This is a genomic window from Sinomonas atrocyanea, assembly GCF_030811715.1.
GTDB classification, from domain to species: Bacteria; Actinomycetota; Actinomycetes; order Actinomycetales; family Micrococcaceae; genus Sinomonas; species Sinomonas atrocyanea_A.
Map to the genome: position 1 here is coordinate 114189 of NZ_JAUSRH010000002.1, position 16225 is coordinate 130413.

Consider the following 16225-nt stretch of genomic DNA (forward strand, 5'->3'; position numbering starts at 1 on the left):
CGCTTCCTTCTCTTGCGGACTGAGCGGACTCAGCGGACTCGCCGGGCGGTGGTTTCGACTCCGCTCAACCAGCGCTCTTCGATGACGTCTTCGTAGTGGCGGATGAGCTCGCCGCAGATGGCGCTCCAGGACCGGCCCTGCACGCTCCGCCAGGCGGCCTCCGCGAACGCGGCCCGCTTCGCGTCGTCGCCGAGAAGGTCCTGGGCGTAGGAGCGCAGCTGGGCCAGGTCGCCGGGGGAGTACAGCCAGCCGGTCTTGGAGTTCTGCACGAGGTCGAGCGGGCCGCCCCGGCCGGTCGCGACCACCGGCACGCCGGAGGCCATGGCCTCCTGGATCGTCTGGCAGAACGTCTCGAACTCGCCCGGGTGGACGAACAGATCGAAGCTCGCCACGATCCGCGCGAGGTCCTCGCCGCCCTTGAAGCCGGTGAAGAGCGCGCCGGGGAGCTGGGCCTCGAGCTGGGAGCGCAGAGGCCCGTCGCCCACCACCACGAGGCGGGTGCCGGGCAGGTCCGCGAGCACGCGCAGGTCCTCGACCTGCTTCTCCGCCGCGAGCCGCCCCACATAGCCGATCACGGCCACCGGTGAGCCCTCGGGGGTGCACCCGGCCACCGAGGCCCGCCACACGGCGTCGCGCTTCGCCGGGGTGAACCGGTCCGTGTCCACGCCGCGGCGCCACAGCTCGACGCCGGGGATCCCGCGCCCGCGCAGCTGGTTGAGCGCGAACGTGGACGGCGCGAGGGTCCGGTCCGCGAGGAGGTGGATCGCCTCGACCCGCTGCCAGGCCCAGTTTTCGAGGAAGGGCACCCCGTACCGGGCGGCGTACCCGGGCACCTCGGTCTGGTAGACCGCCACCGTGGGGATCCCGAGCTGGCTCGCGGCGCGCACGGCCCGCCACCCGAGCTCGAACGGGGAGGCCAGATGCACCACATCCGGCTGGAACGCCCGCAGGAGGCGCCGCACCCTCGGCACGGCCCCGAACGCGATCCGCACATTCGGGTACCCGGCCACCGGCACGGCCGGCAGCCGCACGACCCTCGCACCGGAGACGGTCTCATGCTGCGGGAACACTGCGCCGGCGCCCTCGCCGGACGGGGCGAGCACGAGCACGTCGTCGCCGCGCTCACGCAGGTGGTCGAGCACCCGCAGGACGGAATGGGTGACGCCGTTCATCTGCGGCAGGAACGACTCGGCAACAATCGCGATCCTCACGCCTCCACGCTCCGCCGCTTCTCTGGCCGGGCGGCGGCGGGGGCGTGACCTGCGGGGGAAGCCCGGGTGAACGCCCGGCAGACCGGCTGCGTGAGGTGCGCCACACTCGCAGGGCCAGGGGAATGGTGCGGCGCGGGGCTCGGTTGCCCAGAGCATGACGATCCAGGACACCGCAACCGGCCGCGCCACGGCGGCTCCGCTCTCGAGCCTCTTCACGCCGTTCGACCTCGGCACCCTCCGCGTGCCCAACCGCTTCGTCATGGCCCCCATGACGCGGGAGTTCTCGCCCGAGGGGACCGTCACGGACGACGTCGTGGGCTACTACGCGCGCCGCGCCGCGGCCGGCGTCGGGCTCCTCATCACGGAGGGCGTGTACGTCTCCGAGGACTCCGGCCCCAGCACCCGCGTGCCGCGTCTGTTCGGCGAGGCCCAGCTCGCCGCGTGGCGCCGCCTCGTCGAGGAGGTCCACGCAGCCGGCGGCACGATCGTGCCCCAGCTCTGGCACCTCGGCGCCGCCCGTGGAGACCACGCGGAGTTCAACCCGCAGCTGCCGTCCCTGAGCCCCTCCGGGATCGCGCCGATCGGCGCCGAGCGCGGCCGCGCCGCGACCGTGGAGGAGCTGGCCCGCATCCGGGACGACTTCGCCCGGGCCGCCGCCGCGGCCAAGGAGGCCGGGTTCGACGGCGTCGAGCTGCACGGCGCCCACGGCTACCTCCTCGACCAGTTCCTCTGGGAGGGCACCAACCGCCGCGAGGACCAGTACGGCGGCTCGCTCGAGGCCCGGCTGCGCTTCCCCGCGGAGGTCGCCTCGGCGGTGCGCGCCGCCGTCGGCCCCGACTACCCGGTGATCTTCCGCTTCTCCCAGTGGAAGTCCGGCGACTACGGCGCCCGGATCGCCCAGACGCCCGAGGAGCTCGGCACCATCCTGCGCACCCTCGCCGAGGCGGGCGTCTCGGCCTTCCACCCGTCGACCCGGCGCCACTGGGAGCCCGCGTTCCCCGAGGCCGGGGCCGAGGCCGGGAACGCCGGCGACGCCGCCCTCGGCCTCGCCGGCTGGACCAAGAAGCTCACCGGCCTTCCGGTCATCACGGTCGGCTCGGTGGGCCTGGACAACGAGTTCGAGGTCACGTGGCAGGAGGGCGGGCGCTCCCAGGTCCGCGGCCTCGAGGCCCTGCTGGCGCAGTTCGGTCGCGGCGAGTTCGACCTCGTCGCGGTGGGCCGCGTCCTGCTCTCCGACCCGTTCTGGGTCGAGAAGGTCCGCGAGGGGCGCACCGACGAGATCCGCCCGTTCAGCGCCGAGGACCGCCTCCACCTCTCCTGAGCCCGGCCGGCAGCGCCGGTGCGCCTGAGCGGCGCACCGGCGGCGCCGTGGCACAGTGGAGGGCGATGAAACTCCGCGCCGACCAGTCTGGACTCCGCGGGCTCCCCATGCCGCTGTGGCTCCAGGGGGCCGCGGAAGCCGTCCAGGCCCTCCTGATCTCCGCCGTCCTGGCGATCGTGCCCGTGTTCGCCGTCTGGATGACCGGCGGCCTCGGGCCCTGGCCGCCCGAGGACGCCGCCCGCCTGGCGGGCCAAGCGTGGCTCCTCGCCCACGGGGTGCCGCTCAAGCTCAGCCTGGCCGCCGGGACGTCGGAGGCCGCCCAGCCGGTGACCGGGACGCTGTCCCTCGTCCCGCTCGGGCTCACGATCATCCCGGTGCTCCTGGCCTGGCGCGCGGGCCGGCGGCTCGCCCGCGCCTCCTACGCGGACACGCTGTGGCAGGCGCTCGCCGGGGCCGCGGCCGCCTACGCGGCATTCGCGTTCGCGACCGCGTTCGTGTGCCGCACGGCCCAGGTGGACGTGGGCATGGTCGCCGCGACCCTGATCCCGATGGTCCCTGCGGGCCTCGGCCTCGTGGCCGGCGCCCGGCGCGAGGCCGGCGCCTGGACCCGGCTCATCGGCGTGGACGCCGTCGACTGGATCGCCCGCACCGGCCAGTACTCGCGCTGGGCCGGCAGCTACGTCTGGGCGGCGGTCCGCGCCGGGGCCGTGGGCCTGCTGACCTCGCTCGCCCTCGCCGCGCTGCTGCTCGCCGTGGACCTCCTGGGCCACTGGGCCGAGGCCGTCGCCGTGTTCGAGGGCGTCGGCGCAGACGCCGTCGGCGGGGCCGCCCTGACCGTTGCCCAGATCGGCTACATCCCCCACCTCGTCGTCTGGACGCTCGGCTGGGCGTCCGGCGCCGGCGTCGCCCTCGGGACGGGCTCGACGGCGGGTGCGCTCGCCACCGCGGTGGGGCCCCTGCCGCCCGTCCCGATGCTCGCCGCCGTGCCCACCGGGCCGCTCGTGTTCGGCCCGGCGGCCCTGGTGGTGCCGGTCCTCGGCGGCCTCGTCGCCGGCTGGTGGTTCGTGCGCGAGGGGGAGGACCACTTCGACGAGTGGCTCTCGATCAAGGTCCGCGCCCGCTGGTTCTCGGCGCCTGTCTCGGCGCTCTTCCTCGGCGCACTCGTCGGGGCCGTCGCGGGCGCCCTCGCGGCCGGGCTCGCGTGGCTCACGAGCGGCTCCGCCGGCGTCGGCCGGCTCACCGACCTCGGCGTGAGCCCGCTGTGGATGCTGGTCTGGGTCGGGGCCGAGACCGCGGTCGGGGCCTGCATCGGCTACGGGCTCGGGCCATGGCTCGAGCGCTCCCGCGCCCGCAGCGCCGACTCGGCGGACGCCTAGAACTCAGCCTCGCTGTGCGGCCGCGGCCAGGCCAGCACGGAGGTCCGCCTGGCAGATGTCCTTGGCGGTGATCGTGATCGCGTGGTGGGAGCACTCCTCGAAGCGGGCCACCTGCCCGGCGAATGCCAGTGCGGCCGCCGAGTAGAGCCCCAGCACGAGCCCGACGAGCATGCCGGCCACAGCCCCCACGGCCAGCGACCGTGGATGGCCCCCGCGCCCGACGAGCACGAGCACCGTGATCCCGCCGCCCAGCACCGCCGCGGACAGCAGTGCCGAGGCCCAGGCCCAGCCGACGCCGTGCGCCGCGGCGATCCACGTCAGGAGGACGGCCACCGCGAGGGCGCGGAGCAGGAACTGGGTGCGGGCGAGGGAGGCCGGGGCGGTCACGGTTCCCCACCCTACCGGCGCGCGGGACGGCCGGCGTGCGCGGCGCCGGTAAGGTTTTCCCATGCGCATCGTGGTCCTCGTCTCCGGCACCGGCTCCAACCTGCAGGCCGTCATCGACGCGGTGAGGGCCGGCGATCTCGATGTCGAGATCGCGGCCGTCGGGGCGGACCGCGAGGGCACCTATGGGATCGAGCGATCCGACGAGGCCGGCATCGAGACCTTCGTGGTGAACTTCAACTCGTTCCCCACCCGTGACGAGTGGGACGCCGCCCTCGCGGACAAGGTCGCCTCCTACCGCCCGGACGTGGTCGTCTCCTCGGGCTTCATGCGGATCGTCAGCCCCGCGTTCATCGCGCGCTTCGGCGGCCGCTACCTCAACACCCATCCCGCGCTCCTGCCCGCCTTCCCCGGCGCGCACGGGGTCCGCGACGCCCTCGACTACGGCGTCAAGGTCACCGGCTGCACCGTCCACTGGGCCGACGCCGGCGTGGACACCGGGCCCATCATCGCCCAGGAGGCGCTCGCGGTCGCCGACGGTGAGGACGAGGACTCCCTCCACGAGCGCATCAAGGTCATCGAGCGGCGCCTGCTCATCGACGTCCTGCGCCGGCTCGCCGCCGGAGAGGTCCCCGCACCCGCCTGAGCCAGGCTGACCCGGGCTGGCGCCGCCTGTCCCGGTCCAGCAGGGGGAGACGCACGACGGCGCGTGCCCGCCTGAGCGGGGCACGCGCCGTCGTGCGCGGAAAAGCTGCGGGTCAGAGGGTGCCGCCGCTCTGCGGGGGCGCGTCCACGGAGCCGCGCCATCCGCCGGTGGCGCCGTGGGACTCGACGAAGTCCTTGAACTTCTTCAGGTCGCTCTTGACCTGGGCGTTGTCGGCGCCGAACGCTGCACCGATCTTCTCGGTGGCGGAGCCGGGCTCCCAGTCGAACTGCACCGACACGCGGGATTCGGCGTCGTTGAGCCGGTGGAACGTGACGACTCCGGCGTGGTTGGGGCCGTCGATGCTCTTCCAGGCGATCCGCTCGTCCGGGTTCTGCTCGGTGATCACCGTGTCGAACTCGCGGGTCTGCCCGGCCACCTTCGTGGTCCAGTGCAGGTGGGTGTCGTCCTGCTGGACCACGGACTCGACGCCGCCCATGAAGTGCGGGAAGGACTCGAACTGGGTCCACTGGTTGTACGCCGTCGCGACGGGGACGGCAACATCGATCGTTTCCTGGACGGTAGACATGCGTTTCTCCTAGCGAAGTTGGCGCTGTGGGGACTCTCTACAGGTACCCGGAGGTGCGGGGATCAAAACACGGGGCGGACTACTTCACGGCGGCCTTGACGGCCGTCTTCGCCTGGGCCGCCCTGGCCCGCGCCACCTTGCGGCGGGCCTTGACGGGATGGTGCTTGCGGTCGAGGAGGAGGGCCACGCCGATCCCGGCAAGCCAGACGTCCTTGGCCATCGGCACGCCGGCGGGCGTGGGCCTGATGCCGTCCGACTGGGTCAGGCCCGGGGTCTTGGCGTAGACCGCGAGCAGGCCGCCGGAGAACGCCGTGAGCCCGAGCGCCGCGAGCCGGGTGGGGACGAAGGGCGCCAGCAGCGCGGCACCCAGTGCCACCTCGGCGCCGGCGACCAGCTTGCCGAACGTCGTCGGGGCCACCTGCTTGGCCTGGGGGATCGCGTTGGCGGTCATGTCCTGCAGCCGCCCGGCGCCCTCGGCGTCGAGGGAGAACTTGGAGACTCCCGAGTTGAGGAAGAAGGCGCCCGTGACGAGGCGCAGGACTGCGTGGCTGGGCTTGAATCCCATGGTGTGTATGCCTTTCGGTGGTGGAGGGTAGGCCGTTAGCGGGTGGGGGAGGGCTTCAGGAGCCGGCGGACGCCGAGCCAGGCGACCACGACTGCCGCGGCCCAGGGGCCGCCCACGATGATCGGGTCCATCCACGCATGCTTGAGGTCGGCGCGGTTCCGGCCGAGCCGGGAAGACAGCGGCCGGCGGCCGGCCTCGGCGAGGATGCCCGACTCGGTGATCGGGTTGTCAGGATGGCGCGTCGCGAAAGATCGGAGGTGCGACTCCCAGGCATCGACGCGGTCCCCGGCCAGGAGCAGCAGCCAGTGCGGCGTCTGCCCCTCGCTGTAGCGCCGGTATGCGAACCGGCGGATGGCGCCGGAGGCCCCGTGCAGCGGGGTGGTCGTGCCGAACGCCGGGGTGAGGAACTTGTGCTCGAGGGAGCGCTCGCGCGGGGCGTTCTCCGGCTGCCGCTCCGGGAAGTCCCAGTGGGCCCCCGTCGGCTCCCGCTTCTCCCGCGGCACCGAGGGCCGGTCCGCGGGGTCCAGGTCTGCTCCCCAGCCCGGGATCCGGCCGCGGAGCTCGTCTGCGGACGGCGGCTGGCGGCGCATGTCGGCGGTGTACGGCATGGCTGGCTCCTTTCAGGACGCCCCGGGGACCACGAGGGGCTTGATGATGCCGTCGAGCTTGCTCGAGAACAGGTGGTAGCCCTCGGCGATGTGCTCGAGGGGGATGCGATGGGTGACGAGCTCGCTGGGCTTGAGGTAGCCGTTGCGGATGTGCTCGAACAGGCGCGGCCACTGCCTCTTGACCGGACACTGGTTGGTGCGGATGGTGAGCCCCTTGTTCATGGCGTCGCCGAACTTGATGCCCGTGGGCGCTGGCCCGTAGGCGCCGAGGACGGACACTGTTCCGCCCTTGCGGACGGCGTCCAGCGCCCAGTTCAGCGCGATCGGGGATCCGCCCTGGAGCTTGAGCTTGGCCCCCGCCACATGCTGGAGGAAGCTCCCGTCCGCCTCGGCGCCAACCGCGTCGATCACCACGTCCGCCCCGAGGTAGTCGGTGGCCCTCTTCAGCTCGAGGATGATGTCCCGGTGCTCGGCGAAGTTGTACGTCTCGGCGTGCGCGAACTCCCTGGCCTTGTCGAGGCGGTAGTCCAGATGGTCGACGACGATCACGCGCCCGGCTCCCATGAGCCAGGAGGACGCGGCGGCGAAGAGGCCCACGGGCCCGGCGCCCAGGACGATCACCGTGTCGCCCTCGGAGATGTCCCCGAGCTGCGCCCCGAAGTAGCCGGTGGGGAGGGCATCGGTGAGCAGGACGGCGTCCTCATCGCTCATCCAGTCGGGGATGAGGGAGGGCCCGACGTCGGCGAACGGGACCCGCACGAACTCGGACTGGCCGCCGTCGTACCCTCCGCAGCTGTGCGAGTAGCCGTAGATCCCGCCGATCGCGGTGGCGTTGGGATTCACGTTGTGGCAGTTGGAGTACAGGCCGCGCGCGCAGAAGTAGCACGAGCCGCAGTAGACGTTGAAGGGGACCATGACGCGGTCGCCCCGCTTGAGGTGCTGCACCGACGGGCCGACCTCCTCGACCACGCCGATGAACTCGTGGCCGAACGTGGTCCCGACCCGGGTGTCCGGGATCAGCCCGTGGTAGAGGTGCAGGTCGGAGCCGCAGATGGCGCCGAGGGTGACGCGGACGATCGCATCGTTGGGGTGTTCGACCGAGGGGATGTCCTTCTCCTCGACCCTGACCTTGTACGGGCCCCGGTAGACCATTGCGCGCACAGCGGACCTCCCTCCTCGCTGGGTGACGGGATGCTTCGGGCACCTCTGGCCAGACCCTTCCCCGCCAGGTGCTCCGTCAACCAACCGCGCACCCGGGCGGCCCGGGGCGGCGACGGTAGAATGGCGCCGACCCCTCCCCGCTGCTGCTTCGAGAAAGACGAGTGCCTGTGACCCAGCTGGACCGTGTTCCCATCCGCCGAGCCCTGATCTCGGTGTACGACAAGTCGGGGCTCGAGGAGCTCGCCGTCGGCCTCAACGAAGCCGGCGTGCGCATCGTCTCGACGGGTTCGACCGCGAAGCGGATCGCCGCCGCCGGCGTCCCGGTCCAGGAGGTCGAGGAGGTCACCGGCTCGCCCGAGATGCTCGACGGCCGGGTGAAGACGCTGCACCCGCGCGTGCACGGGGGCATCCTCGCCGACCGGCGCGTCCCGGCCCACATGGAGACGCTCGAGCGGATGGAGATCGAGCCGTTCGACCTCGTCGTGGTGAACCTCTACCCGTTCGTGGAGACGGTCGCCTCCGGGGCTGCGATGGATGACGTGGTCGAGCAGATCGACATCGGCGGCCCCGCGATGGTGCGCTCCGCGGCGAAGAACCACGCCGCCGTCGCCATCGTGGTGGACCCGGGAGCCTACGGCGACGTCGTGGCCGCCGCGAAGGCCGGCGGCTTCGACCTCGCGGCGCGCCGCCGCCTCGCCGCCAAGGCGTTCGCGCACACCGCGGCCTACGACACCGCCGTGGCGACGTGGACGGCGAGCCAGTTCCCCGACGAGGACGAGAACGGGGCGGTGCACTGGCCGGCGTACGCCGGGCTCGCGCTCGAGCGCTCCGAGGTGCTCCGCTACGGCGAGAACCCGCACCAGCCGGCTGCGCTGTACGTGGACCGGGCCGCCCCGGCGGGCATCGCCCAGGCGGACCAGCTCCACGGCAAGGCCATGAGCTACAACAACTTCGTCGACGCCGACGCCGCCCTGCGCGCCGCCTTCGACTTCGACGAGCCCGCCGTCGCGGTGGTCAAGCACGCGAACCCGTGCGGGATCGCCGTCGCCACCCCCGGCGCCCAGGACCCGATCGCGGACGCGCACCGCAAGGCGCACGCGTGCGACCCGGTCTCCGCGTTCGGCGGCGTCATCGCGGCGAACCGCCCGGTGACCCGCGCCATGGCCGAGACCGTGGCGGGCATCTTCACCGAGGTCGTCATCGCCCCGGACTTCGAGCCCGAGGCCGTCGAGATCCTCTCGAAGAAGAAGAACATCCGCCTGCTCGCCCTTCCCGAGGGCTACGGCCGCTACCCGACCGAGATCAAGCAGATCTCCGGCGGCGTGCTCGCCCAGGTCAGCGACACGTTCTCGGCCGAGGGCGACGACCCGGCGCGCTGGACCCTCGCCGCGGGCGACGCGGCGGACGAGGCGACCCTCGCCGACCTCGCCTTCGCGTGGCGCGCCTCCCGCGCCGCCAAGTCCAACGCGATCCTGCTCGCCAAGGACACCGCCTCGGTCGGGATCGGCATGGGCCAGGTCAACCGGGTCGACTCGTGCCGCCTCGCGGTCGAGCGCGCCAACACCCTCGGCGTGGAGGTGACGTCCGACGTCGACTCCGCCGGCGGCGCGTCCGGCACCGGCGGCTCCGGGTCGGCGCCGGAGCGCGCGCGAGGCGCCGTCGCGGCGTCGGACGCGTTCTTCCCGTTCGCCGACGGGCTGCAGATCCTGATCGACGCGGGGGTCAAGGCCGTGGTGCAGCCCGGCGGGTCCGTCCGCGACGAGGAGGTCGTCGAGGCCGCCAAGGCCGCGGGCATCTCGATGTACTTCACGGGCGCGCGCCACTTCTTCCACTGACGCCGAGCGCGGCACGGGAGGGAGGCGGGGTCACACCGGACCCCGCCTCCCTCCTCCCGTTTCGGGTACGCATCTCGTCGCCCTTTTCCCGTTCCGGGTACGCATCTCGTCGCCGAATCGGCATTCCGGGTACGCGGGGCGCGCGGCTGTGGTTTCCGCGGGGGCGGGTCAGCCCCGCGGGGCTCCGGGCGGCCCCTGCCGCGCCTCCAGCCACTTCCGGACCGCCTCGAGGGCAGACTCGGGATCGGCGACCACCGCCATGCTCGCCGGCTCGCTCTGTCCCTCCGAGGCGAGGATGCGCACCCTCAGGCCCTGCTCGGCGCCGGGCTCCCGCCAGACGCGCAGGACCAACGCCCCCAGTTCCTCGATCGCCGGCTCGGGCGCCTGGTCCTCGTCGCCGACGGACGCGGAATGCTGTGCCATTCTCTCCCCTGAGGATCGCTGCTGGTCGATGGCGGGCAGGGGGCCGCGCCTCCTGCCCCCCGGGCCAGTCTAGGCACGCAGAGCGCCCGATCCGGGCCTCGGGCGGTCACGAATCGGGCCAGGGCTCTGTCTCCGGTAAGTTAAGGACGTTGACATAGCAGCACTCACGCACACTGCGGCCCATGCTGATGCGCGCATCCGCGCCGCGGTCTGCTCCAGCTCCGCAGGAGGCGCACACCCATGGCCACCATCATCTATACGCACACGGACGAGGCGCCGATGCTGGCGACTCACTCCTTCCTGCCGATCGTCCAGGCTTACTCCTCGGCGGCGGGTGTGCAGATCGAGACGCGGGACATCTCCCTTTCGGGCCGCATCATCGCCGCATTCGGCGACTATCTGACGGCCGAGCAGCAGCAGTCGGACGCGCTCGCCGAGCTGGGCGCCCTCGCCAAGACGCCCGAGGCGAACATCATCAAGCTGCCGAACATCTCCGCGTCGATCCCGCAGCTCAAGGCCGCGATCGCCGAGCTCCAGTCCCAGGGCTACGCGCTGCCCGACTACCCGGACAACCCCTCCTCCGACGAGGAGACGGACATCCGCTCGCGCTACGACAAGATCAAGGGCTCCGCGGTGAACCCGGTGCTCCGCGAGGGCAACTCGGACCGCCGCGCTCCGCTCTCCGTCAAGAACTACGCGCGCAAGAACCCGCACTCGATGGGTGCCTGGAGCGCCGACTCCAAGACGAACGTGGCCACGATGAGCGAGAACGACTTCCGTTCGAACGAGAAGTCCGTCGTCATCCCCTCGGACGACTCCCTCACCATCCAGCTCGCCCTCCCGGACGGCACCGTCAAGGAGCTGAAGAAGGGCATCAAGGTCCTCACAGGGGAGGTCGTGGACGGCACCGTCATGCGGGCCGCCGCCCTCGATGACTTCCTCGCCGCGCAGGTGGCCCGCGCCAAGGAGGAGGGCGTCCTCTTCTCGGCCCACCTCAAGGCGACCATGATGAAGGTCTCCGACCCGATCATCTTCGGCCACGTCGTCACCGCGTACTTCGCCGAGCTGTTCGAGACGTACGGCAAGCAGCTCGCCGCCGCAGGCCTGAGCCCCAACAACGGCCTCGCAGCGATCCTGAACGGTCTGGACGCGCTTCCGGAGGACGTCCGCGACGGCGTCAAGGACCTCATCCAGAAGGGGCTCACCGAGGGACCCGCCCTGGCGATGGTGGATTCGGACAAGGGCATCACCAACCTCCACGTCCCCTCGGACGTGATCGTGGACGCCTCGATGCCGGCCATGATCCGCATCGGCGGCCACATGTGGGGCCCGGACGGCCAGGAGCATGACACGCTCGCGGTCCTGCCCGACTCGTCCTACGCCGGCGTGTACCAGACCGTGATCGACGACTGCCGCGAGCACGGCGCCCTCGATCCCACCACGATGGGCACCGTGCCGAACGTGGGCCTCATGGCGCAGGCGGCCGAGGAGTACGGCAGCCACGACAAGACCTTCGAGATCCCGGCCGCGGGCACGGTCCAGCTCGTCAACCAGGCCGGCGACGTGCTCATCGAGCACGCTGTCGAGCCCGGCGACATCTGGCGCGCCTGCCAGACCAAGGACGTGCCGATCCGCGACTGGGTCAAGCTCGCCGTCAACCGCGCCCGCGCCACCGACACGCCCGCCGTGTTCTGGCTCGACGAGGACCGCGCCCACGACCGCAACCTCATCGCGAAGGTCCGCGAGTACCTCGGCGAGCACAACACCGAGGGCCTCACCATCGAGATCCTCCCGCCCGCGGAGGCCACCGCCTACACGCTGGAGCGGCTCCGCAAGGGCGAGGACACCATCTCGGTGACGGGCAACGTCCTGCGCGACTACCTCACCGACCTGTTCCCGATCCTCGAGCTGGGCACGAGCGCCAAGATGCTCTCGGTCGTCCCCCTCATCGCCGGCGGCGGCCTCTTCGAGACAGGCGCGGGCGGCTCCGCCCCGAAGCACGTCCAGCAGCTCGTGAAGGAGAACTACCTGCGCTGGGACAGTCTCGGCGAGTTCTTCGCGCTGGTTCCGTCCTTCGAGCTCTATGCGGAGCAGGCTGGACTGCCGGCGGCGAAGGTCCTCGCGGACACGCTCGACCGCGCCACCGGCACGTTCCTCCTCGAGAACAAGTCCCCGGGCCGCAAGCTCGGCACCATCGACAACCGCGGCTCGCACTTCTTCCTCGCCCTGTACTGGGCGCAGGAGCTGGCGAAGCAGACGGACGACGCCGGCCTCGCCGCCGCCTTCGCTCCCGTCGCCGAGGCTCTGGCCTCGCAGGAGGAGGCCATCGTCTCGGAGCTGCTCGCGGTGCAGGGCTCGCCGGTGGAGCTCGGCGGCTACTACCGCCCGGACGAGGAGAAGGTGTTCGCGGTCATGCGTCCCTCCAAGACGCTCAACGGGATCGTGGACGGTCTGGCCAAGTAGCGCAAGCAGCCTTCCGGGCGGGCTGAGCCCCGCCCACGACGACGGCGCCCCTCGCCGGAGGTGATCGACCACCTCCGGCGGGCGGGCGCCGTTGCCGTCCGGGGGTCGGTGCGCTGGGGGACTTATCGGGCGTCATGCTTTTGACACGGCCTAACCGTCTCGGCATGATGGTTGAAGCTTCAATTGATTGTGCTCGCCTGCTTGGTGATCACGAAGCCAATGCCCCCGACAGCAAGGAGTCCACCATGGCACGTGCCACCAGCCCCGTCTTCGCCGACACAGCCCGCACTATCCTGCGCGTGGCGCTCGGCACCGTCTTCCTGGCCCACGGCTGGCAGAAGTTCTTCGAGTTCACCATCCCCGGCGCGCAGGGCGCCTTCGCGCAGATGGGCGTCCCCGGGGCCGAGATCGCCGCTCCCGTGGCCGCCACCCTCGAGCTCGTCGGCGGCGCCCTGCTCATCTTGGGGGTGCTGACCCGGATCGCCGGCATCCTCCTGGCCCTCGAGATGCTCGGCGCGCTGTTCCTGGTGCACGCTTCCGCGGGCATGTTCGTCGAGAAGGGCGGCATGGAGCTCGTGCTGGTGCTTGCGGCAGGGGCCGCCGCGGTGGCCCTCGTGGGACCGGGGCGCTTCTCGGCCAGCGGCCTGCTGTTCGGTCGCGCGTCCGGCCGCTGGGCGACCATCGCTGCGTGAGGCTTCCGTAAGGACAACGGCGCCCGCGCCCCAAGGTGCACTGACACCTCGGGGGCGGTGCGCCGTCGTGCTCTGCCCGCCGGCGCCGGGGCCGCGGCTGCGGAATCCCGACCGGTCCGTGATGCCCCAACTCACCAGGTCCGGTCGGAACGGCAGCCGCGGCCCGGCGCCGGCGGACGTATCAGGCCGCCGCGGTCGCGGGGCGCCGGCGCAGCGCCAGTCCCGTTCCCAGGCCAGCACCGGCACCGAGCAGGAGGCCGAGTCCCGCGAGCAGCATCGCGAGGGTCAGGCTCAGGCTGGCACCGGCTTCCTGCACGAGCGACGCCGGGCACATCCCCGGCGCCTGGGCGGCCCGAGGTGCCGCGTACGGACCGGGCGCGGAGCTCGTGGCCGGTGCGGACGTCGCCGTCCCCGCCGTACCCGAGGCGCCGTTGTCGAACGCTCCGGTGGCACCCCACACCGGGGCGATGCGCACGATCACGTGCGTGGCGCTCCGTCCGCTCGGGGTCCCGCCCCACGCGGCGGAGCCGATTCCCGCGGGCATCGCAGGACCCGCGGCGGTTCCGGGAATCGTGCCCATGTCCGAGCCGTTGGCGGCCTCCGGCATCGTCGCGGGACCAGCCCCGGTGTCCGTACCAGTGCCCTCACCGGACGCCGGGCCGGAGCTGCTGCCGGGGGCAGGCGTGCCGGGCACGGAGCCCGGGATGCCGCAGCCCCCGTCCGGCAGCACTACACCGGTCGCGCCCAGGCCGATCCCGAGGGGCAGCGCGAGGCACATCCTGGGCGCAGTGGCGGCGCCGATCCCCCCGAGCCCCGAGGCACCGAGGACGGTGCTGCCAAGCAGCGTGCCGGTCGTGGCGCCGGTCGGGGCGTTGAGGGTCAGCACAGGGTCGGTGACGGCGGTGACCCCGCCGACCGTGCCCGTCCCGGTGCCGGTCCCGGTGCGGCCGAGGACGGTTCCGGTGGTGGCGGCGGTCGGGGCGTTGAGGGTCAGCACAGGGTCGGTGACGGCGGTGACCCCGCCGACGGTGCTGGCCGCCGCGCCCGTCCCGGTGCCGGTCCCGGTGCCGCCGAGGACGGTCCCGGTGGTGGCGGCGGTCGGGGCGTTGAGGTTCAGCACAGGGTTGGTGACGGCGGTGACCCCGCCGACGGTGCCCGTCCCGGTGCCCGTCCCGGTGCCGGTCCCGGTGCCGCCGAGGGCGGTGCCGGTGGTGGCGGCGGTCGGGGCGTTGAGGTTCAGCACAGGGTCGGTGACGGCGGTGACCCCGCCGCCGGTGCCCGTCCCGGTGCCGGTCCCGGTGCCGCCGAGGGCGGTGCCGGTGGTGGCGGCGGTCGGGGCGTTGAGGGTCAGCGACGGGTTGGTGACTGCGGTGACCCCTCCGACGGTGCCGGTCCCGGTGCCGCCGAGGACGGCGCCGGTGGTGGCGGCGGTCGGGGCGTTGAGGGTGAGCACAGGGTCGGTGACTGCGGTGACCCCGCCGACGGTGCTGGCCGCCGCGCCCGTTCCAGGGCCCGTTCCGGTGCCGGTCCCGGTGCCGCCGAGGACGGTTCCGGTGGTGAGACCGGTGGGGGCGTTGAGGGTCAGCACAGGGTCGGTAACTGCGGTGAGCGGCGAGGCTGTCACCGCGGACGGCGCGGTGACGACCGCGCTGGGATCTGTTGTGACGGTGGTCGCATCCGCGCTGGCGGCGGCATGGCCGAGGCCGAGTAGGCCTCCCGCGACCACGGTGCCGAGCATTGCTCGGCGCACCAGGGTATTCACGGTAGTTCTCCTGACAACGATTCGATGGCGCGTTGCGCGCCGGGGACGCATGTGCCTGCATGAGGGCAGACTCGTCCCCTCCTAGTCGGGAGTGGAACCGGGGTCGAAGGCCGGCAGCGCCGGAACACGAACGGCGCGCGGATGAACCCGTGGACCGGCTCGCCACGCCAGTGCGAGGGCGAAACCTGCGGCGGCGAGGGCGGCCGGGCTGGGCCCGGACCCGCCTGGCCCGAGCAGGCCGCCATCCACGGAGCCCGCGGTGGCCGGAAGCCACGGAAGCGTCGGGAAACTGGGTGCCGGGTCGTCGGGAAGAACGGCCGACGCGGCGGCATCGACCATGAGTGCCGCCGACACGAAAGGTCCGGTGAGCAGGCTCCTCGTCGTGGAATCCAACGAGGAGTCCGCGGGGACCGCCTCGAATGCTCTCGGCCCCGAGCCGGTTGCGGCCCTGCTGGCCTCGGCAGCTGGCACCGCGTCGGCGGTGCCAGGCAGATCCGGAGTCCCGCCTGCCTGCGCCGCCACCGGTGCGGGGTGAGCGGGGACCGGGGCGGGGACAGGCACGGGCACCTCGACCCGCGGCGCGGGCAGAACGGCGGTGGTGGTGTGCGCGACATCCTGGGCTGCGCTGCCCACGGCGTCCACGGCGCTGCCAAGGGCGCCGGCGGTGCCGGACACGACCGGTGCGAGGACGGGGGAGAGCGGCGCGAGAGGGCCATTGGTGAGCGGCTCGACGGCCCCGGGCAGCGCTCGCAGCTCCGAGGCGGTGGACGTGGTGGCCCCTGCGGCGAGTCCAGCGACGGTGCCGACCGGGTCAGAGGTGAGCGCCGCCGTCGTGCGCGGGAGAGTGCCGGCCACGCGCTTGCCGAGGGCTCCCGTGCTGACGGAAGCGCTGAGGAGCGAGGGCGTCGAGTGCCCCGGTGACGAGGCCGCGGCAACCGGGGGAGCAACGACCGAGCCGAGGAGGTCCCCCGGAGGCGGTGCGGCGGCGCTCGCGGCGCCGCCCGAGAGGAGCAGCCAGCCGACGCCGAGGCCCGCAGCAGCCGCCGCATGGCGGACGAGGGAACGCGCTCTGCTGCGCCAGTCGGCATGGTTGCGCATCCCGCGCCCTCCTCCCCAGTCAGACGGCGGCCCGGATGGGCTGTGCGGCCATCCTAGGAACGGGGAGTGCCGGAGGTCCAGACGTGGGGCCGAG

At 72.8% G+C, this 16225-nt stretch carries 15 protein-coding genes; 6 read left to right on the plus strand and 9 right to left on the minus strand.

Going from position 1 to position 16225, the window contains the following annotated elements; translation table 11 throughout:
* Positions 1-29: 29 nt before the first annotated feature.
* Positions 30-1211 carry a glycosyltransferase family 4 protein gene (locus tag J2W21_RS03440; protein WP_307113117.1) on the minus strand — a complete coding sequence of 394 codons (1182 nt, stop codon included), beginning with the start codon at positions 1209-1211 and terminating at the stop codon, positions 30-32.
* Between the two features lie 154 nt (positions 1212-1365).
* Here J2W21_RS03440 and J2W21_RS03445 point away from each other — a divergent pair, with 154 nt between their 5' ends.
* Together J2W21_RS03445 and J2W21_RS03450 are read left to right on the plus strand one after the other, a co-directional pair.
* A complete protein-coding gene (locus J2W21_RS03445; RefSeq protein ID WP_307113118.1) occupies positions 1366-2532 on the plus strand; it encodes an NADH:flavin oxidoreductase in 1167 nt (388 codons plus the stop codon).
* Between the two features lie 65 nt (positions 2533-2597).
* On the plus strand, positions 2598-3908 hold the full coding sequence (locus tag J2W21_RS03450) for a cell division protein PerM (RefSeq protein ID WP_307113119.1): 1311 nt from the start codon (positions 2598-2600) through the stop codon (positions 3906-3908).
* Between the two features lie 3 nt (positions 3909-3911).
* Here the strand turns inward: J2W21_RS03450 and J2W21_RS03455 are convergent, their stop codons facing one another.
* A complete protein-coding gene (locus J2W21_RS03455) occupies positions 3912-4295 on the minus strand; it encodes a hypothetical protein (protein ID WP_307113120.1) in 384 nt (127 codons plus the stop codon).
* Between the two features lie 61 nt (positions 4296-4356).
* On the opposite strand from J2W21_RS03455, the gene purN reads away from it, so the two are divergent.
* Positions 4357-4938: a phosphoribosylglycinamide formyltransferase gene (gene purN, locus J2W21_RS03460; protein WP_307113121.1), complete on the plus strand. Its 582-nt coding sequence runs from the start codon at positions 4357-4359 to the stop codon at positions 4936-4938.
* Between the two features lie 112 nt (positions 4939-5050).
* On the opposite strand, the gene J2W21_RS03465 is transcribed toward purN, so the two are convergent.
* The 4 genes from J2W21_RS03465 to J2W21_RS03480 all read right to left on the minus strand — a co-directional run bounded on the left by J2W21_RS03465 (position 5051) and on the right by J2W21_RS03480 (position 7858).
* Positions 5051-5524, minus strand: coding sequence for an SRPBCC family protein (locus tag J2W21_RS03465; protein WP_307113122.1), 474 nt, complete (start codon positions 5522-5524; stop codon positions 5051-5053).
* Positions 5525-5603: 79 nt separating this feature from the next.
* Positions 5604-6089, minus strand: a complete 486-nt coding sequence (locus J2W21_RS03470) for a DoxX family protein (protein WP_307113123.1) — start codon at positions 6087-6089, stop codon at positions 5604-5606.
* 35 nt (positions 6090-6124) lie between these two features.
* Complete coding sequence (locus J2W21_RS03475; protein ID WP_307113124.1) at positions 6125-6697, minus strand: hypothetical protein; 573 nt, start codon at positions 6695-6697, stop codon at positions 6125-6127.
* 12 nt (positions 6698-6709) lie between these two features.
* Entirely contained in the window at positions 6710-7858 is a 1149-nt protein-coding gene (locus tag J2W21_RS03480; RefSeq protein ID WP_307113125.1) for a zinc-dependent alcohol dehydrogenase, read from the minus strand.
* Between the two features lie 161 nt (positions 7859-8019).
* Here J2W21_RS03480 and purH point away from each other — a divergent pair, with 161 nt between their 5' ends.
* Positions 8020-9693, plus strand: a complete 1674-nt coding sequence (gene purH, locus J2W21_RS03485; RefSeq protein ID WP_307113126.1) for a bifunctional phosphoribosylaminoimidazolecarboxamide formyltransferase/IMP cyclohydrolase — start codon at positions 8020-8022, stop codon at positions 9691-9693.
* A gap of 168 nt (positions 9694-9861) precedes the next feature.
* On the opposite strand, the gene J2W21_RS03490 is transcribed toward purH, so the two are convergent.
* Positions 9862-10116 carry a hypothetical protein gene (locus tag J2W21_RS03490; RefSeq protein ID WP_307113127.1) on the minus strand — a complete coding sequence of 85 codons (255 nt, stop codon included), beginning with the start codon at positions 10114-10116 and terminating at the stop codon, positions 9862-9864.
* A gap of 240 nt (positions 10117-10356) precedes the next feature.
* Between J2W21_RS03490 and J2W21_RS03495 the strand changes: the two genes are divergently transcribed.
* Entirely contained in the window at positions 10357-12579 is a 2223-nt protein-coding gene (locus J2W21_RS03495) for an NADP-dependent isocitrate dehydrogenase (protein WP_307113128.1), read from the plus strand.
* Positions 12580-12824: 245 nt separating this feature from the next.
* Complete coding sequence (locus J2W21_RS03500; RefSeq protein WP_307113129.1) at positions 12825-13271, plus strand: DoxX family protein; 447 nt, start codon at positions 12825-12827, stop codon at positions 13269-13271.
* Between the two features lie 181 nt (positions 13272-13452).
* Here the strand turns inward: J2W21_RS03500 and J2W21_RS03505 are convergent, their stop codons facing one another.
* Entirely contained in the window at positions 13453-15033 is a 1581-nt protein-coding gene (locus J2W21_RS03505; RefSeq protein WP_307113130.1) for a hypothetical protein, read from the minus strand.
* An 81-nt stretch (positions 15034-15114) separates the two neighbouring features.
* Positions 15115-16131, minus strand: coding sequence for a hypothetical protein (locus tag J2W21_RS03510; RefSeq protein WP_307113131.1), 1017 nt, complete (start codon positions 16129-16131; stop codon positions 15115-15117).
* Positions 16132-16225: the final 94 nt, after the last annotated feature.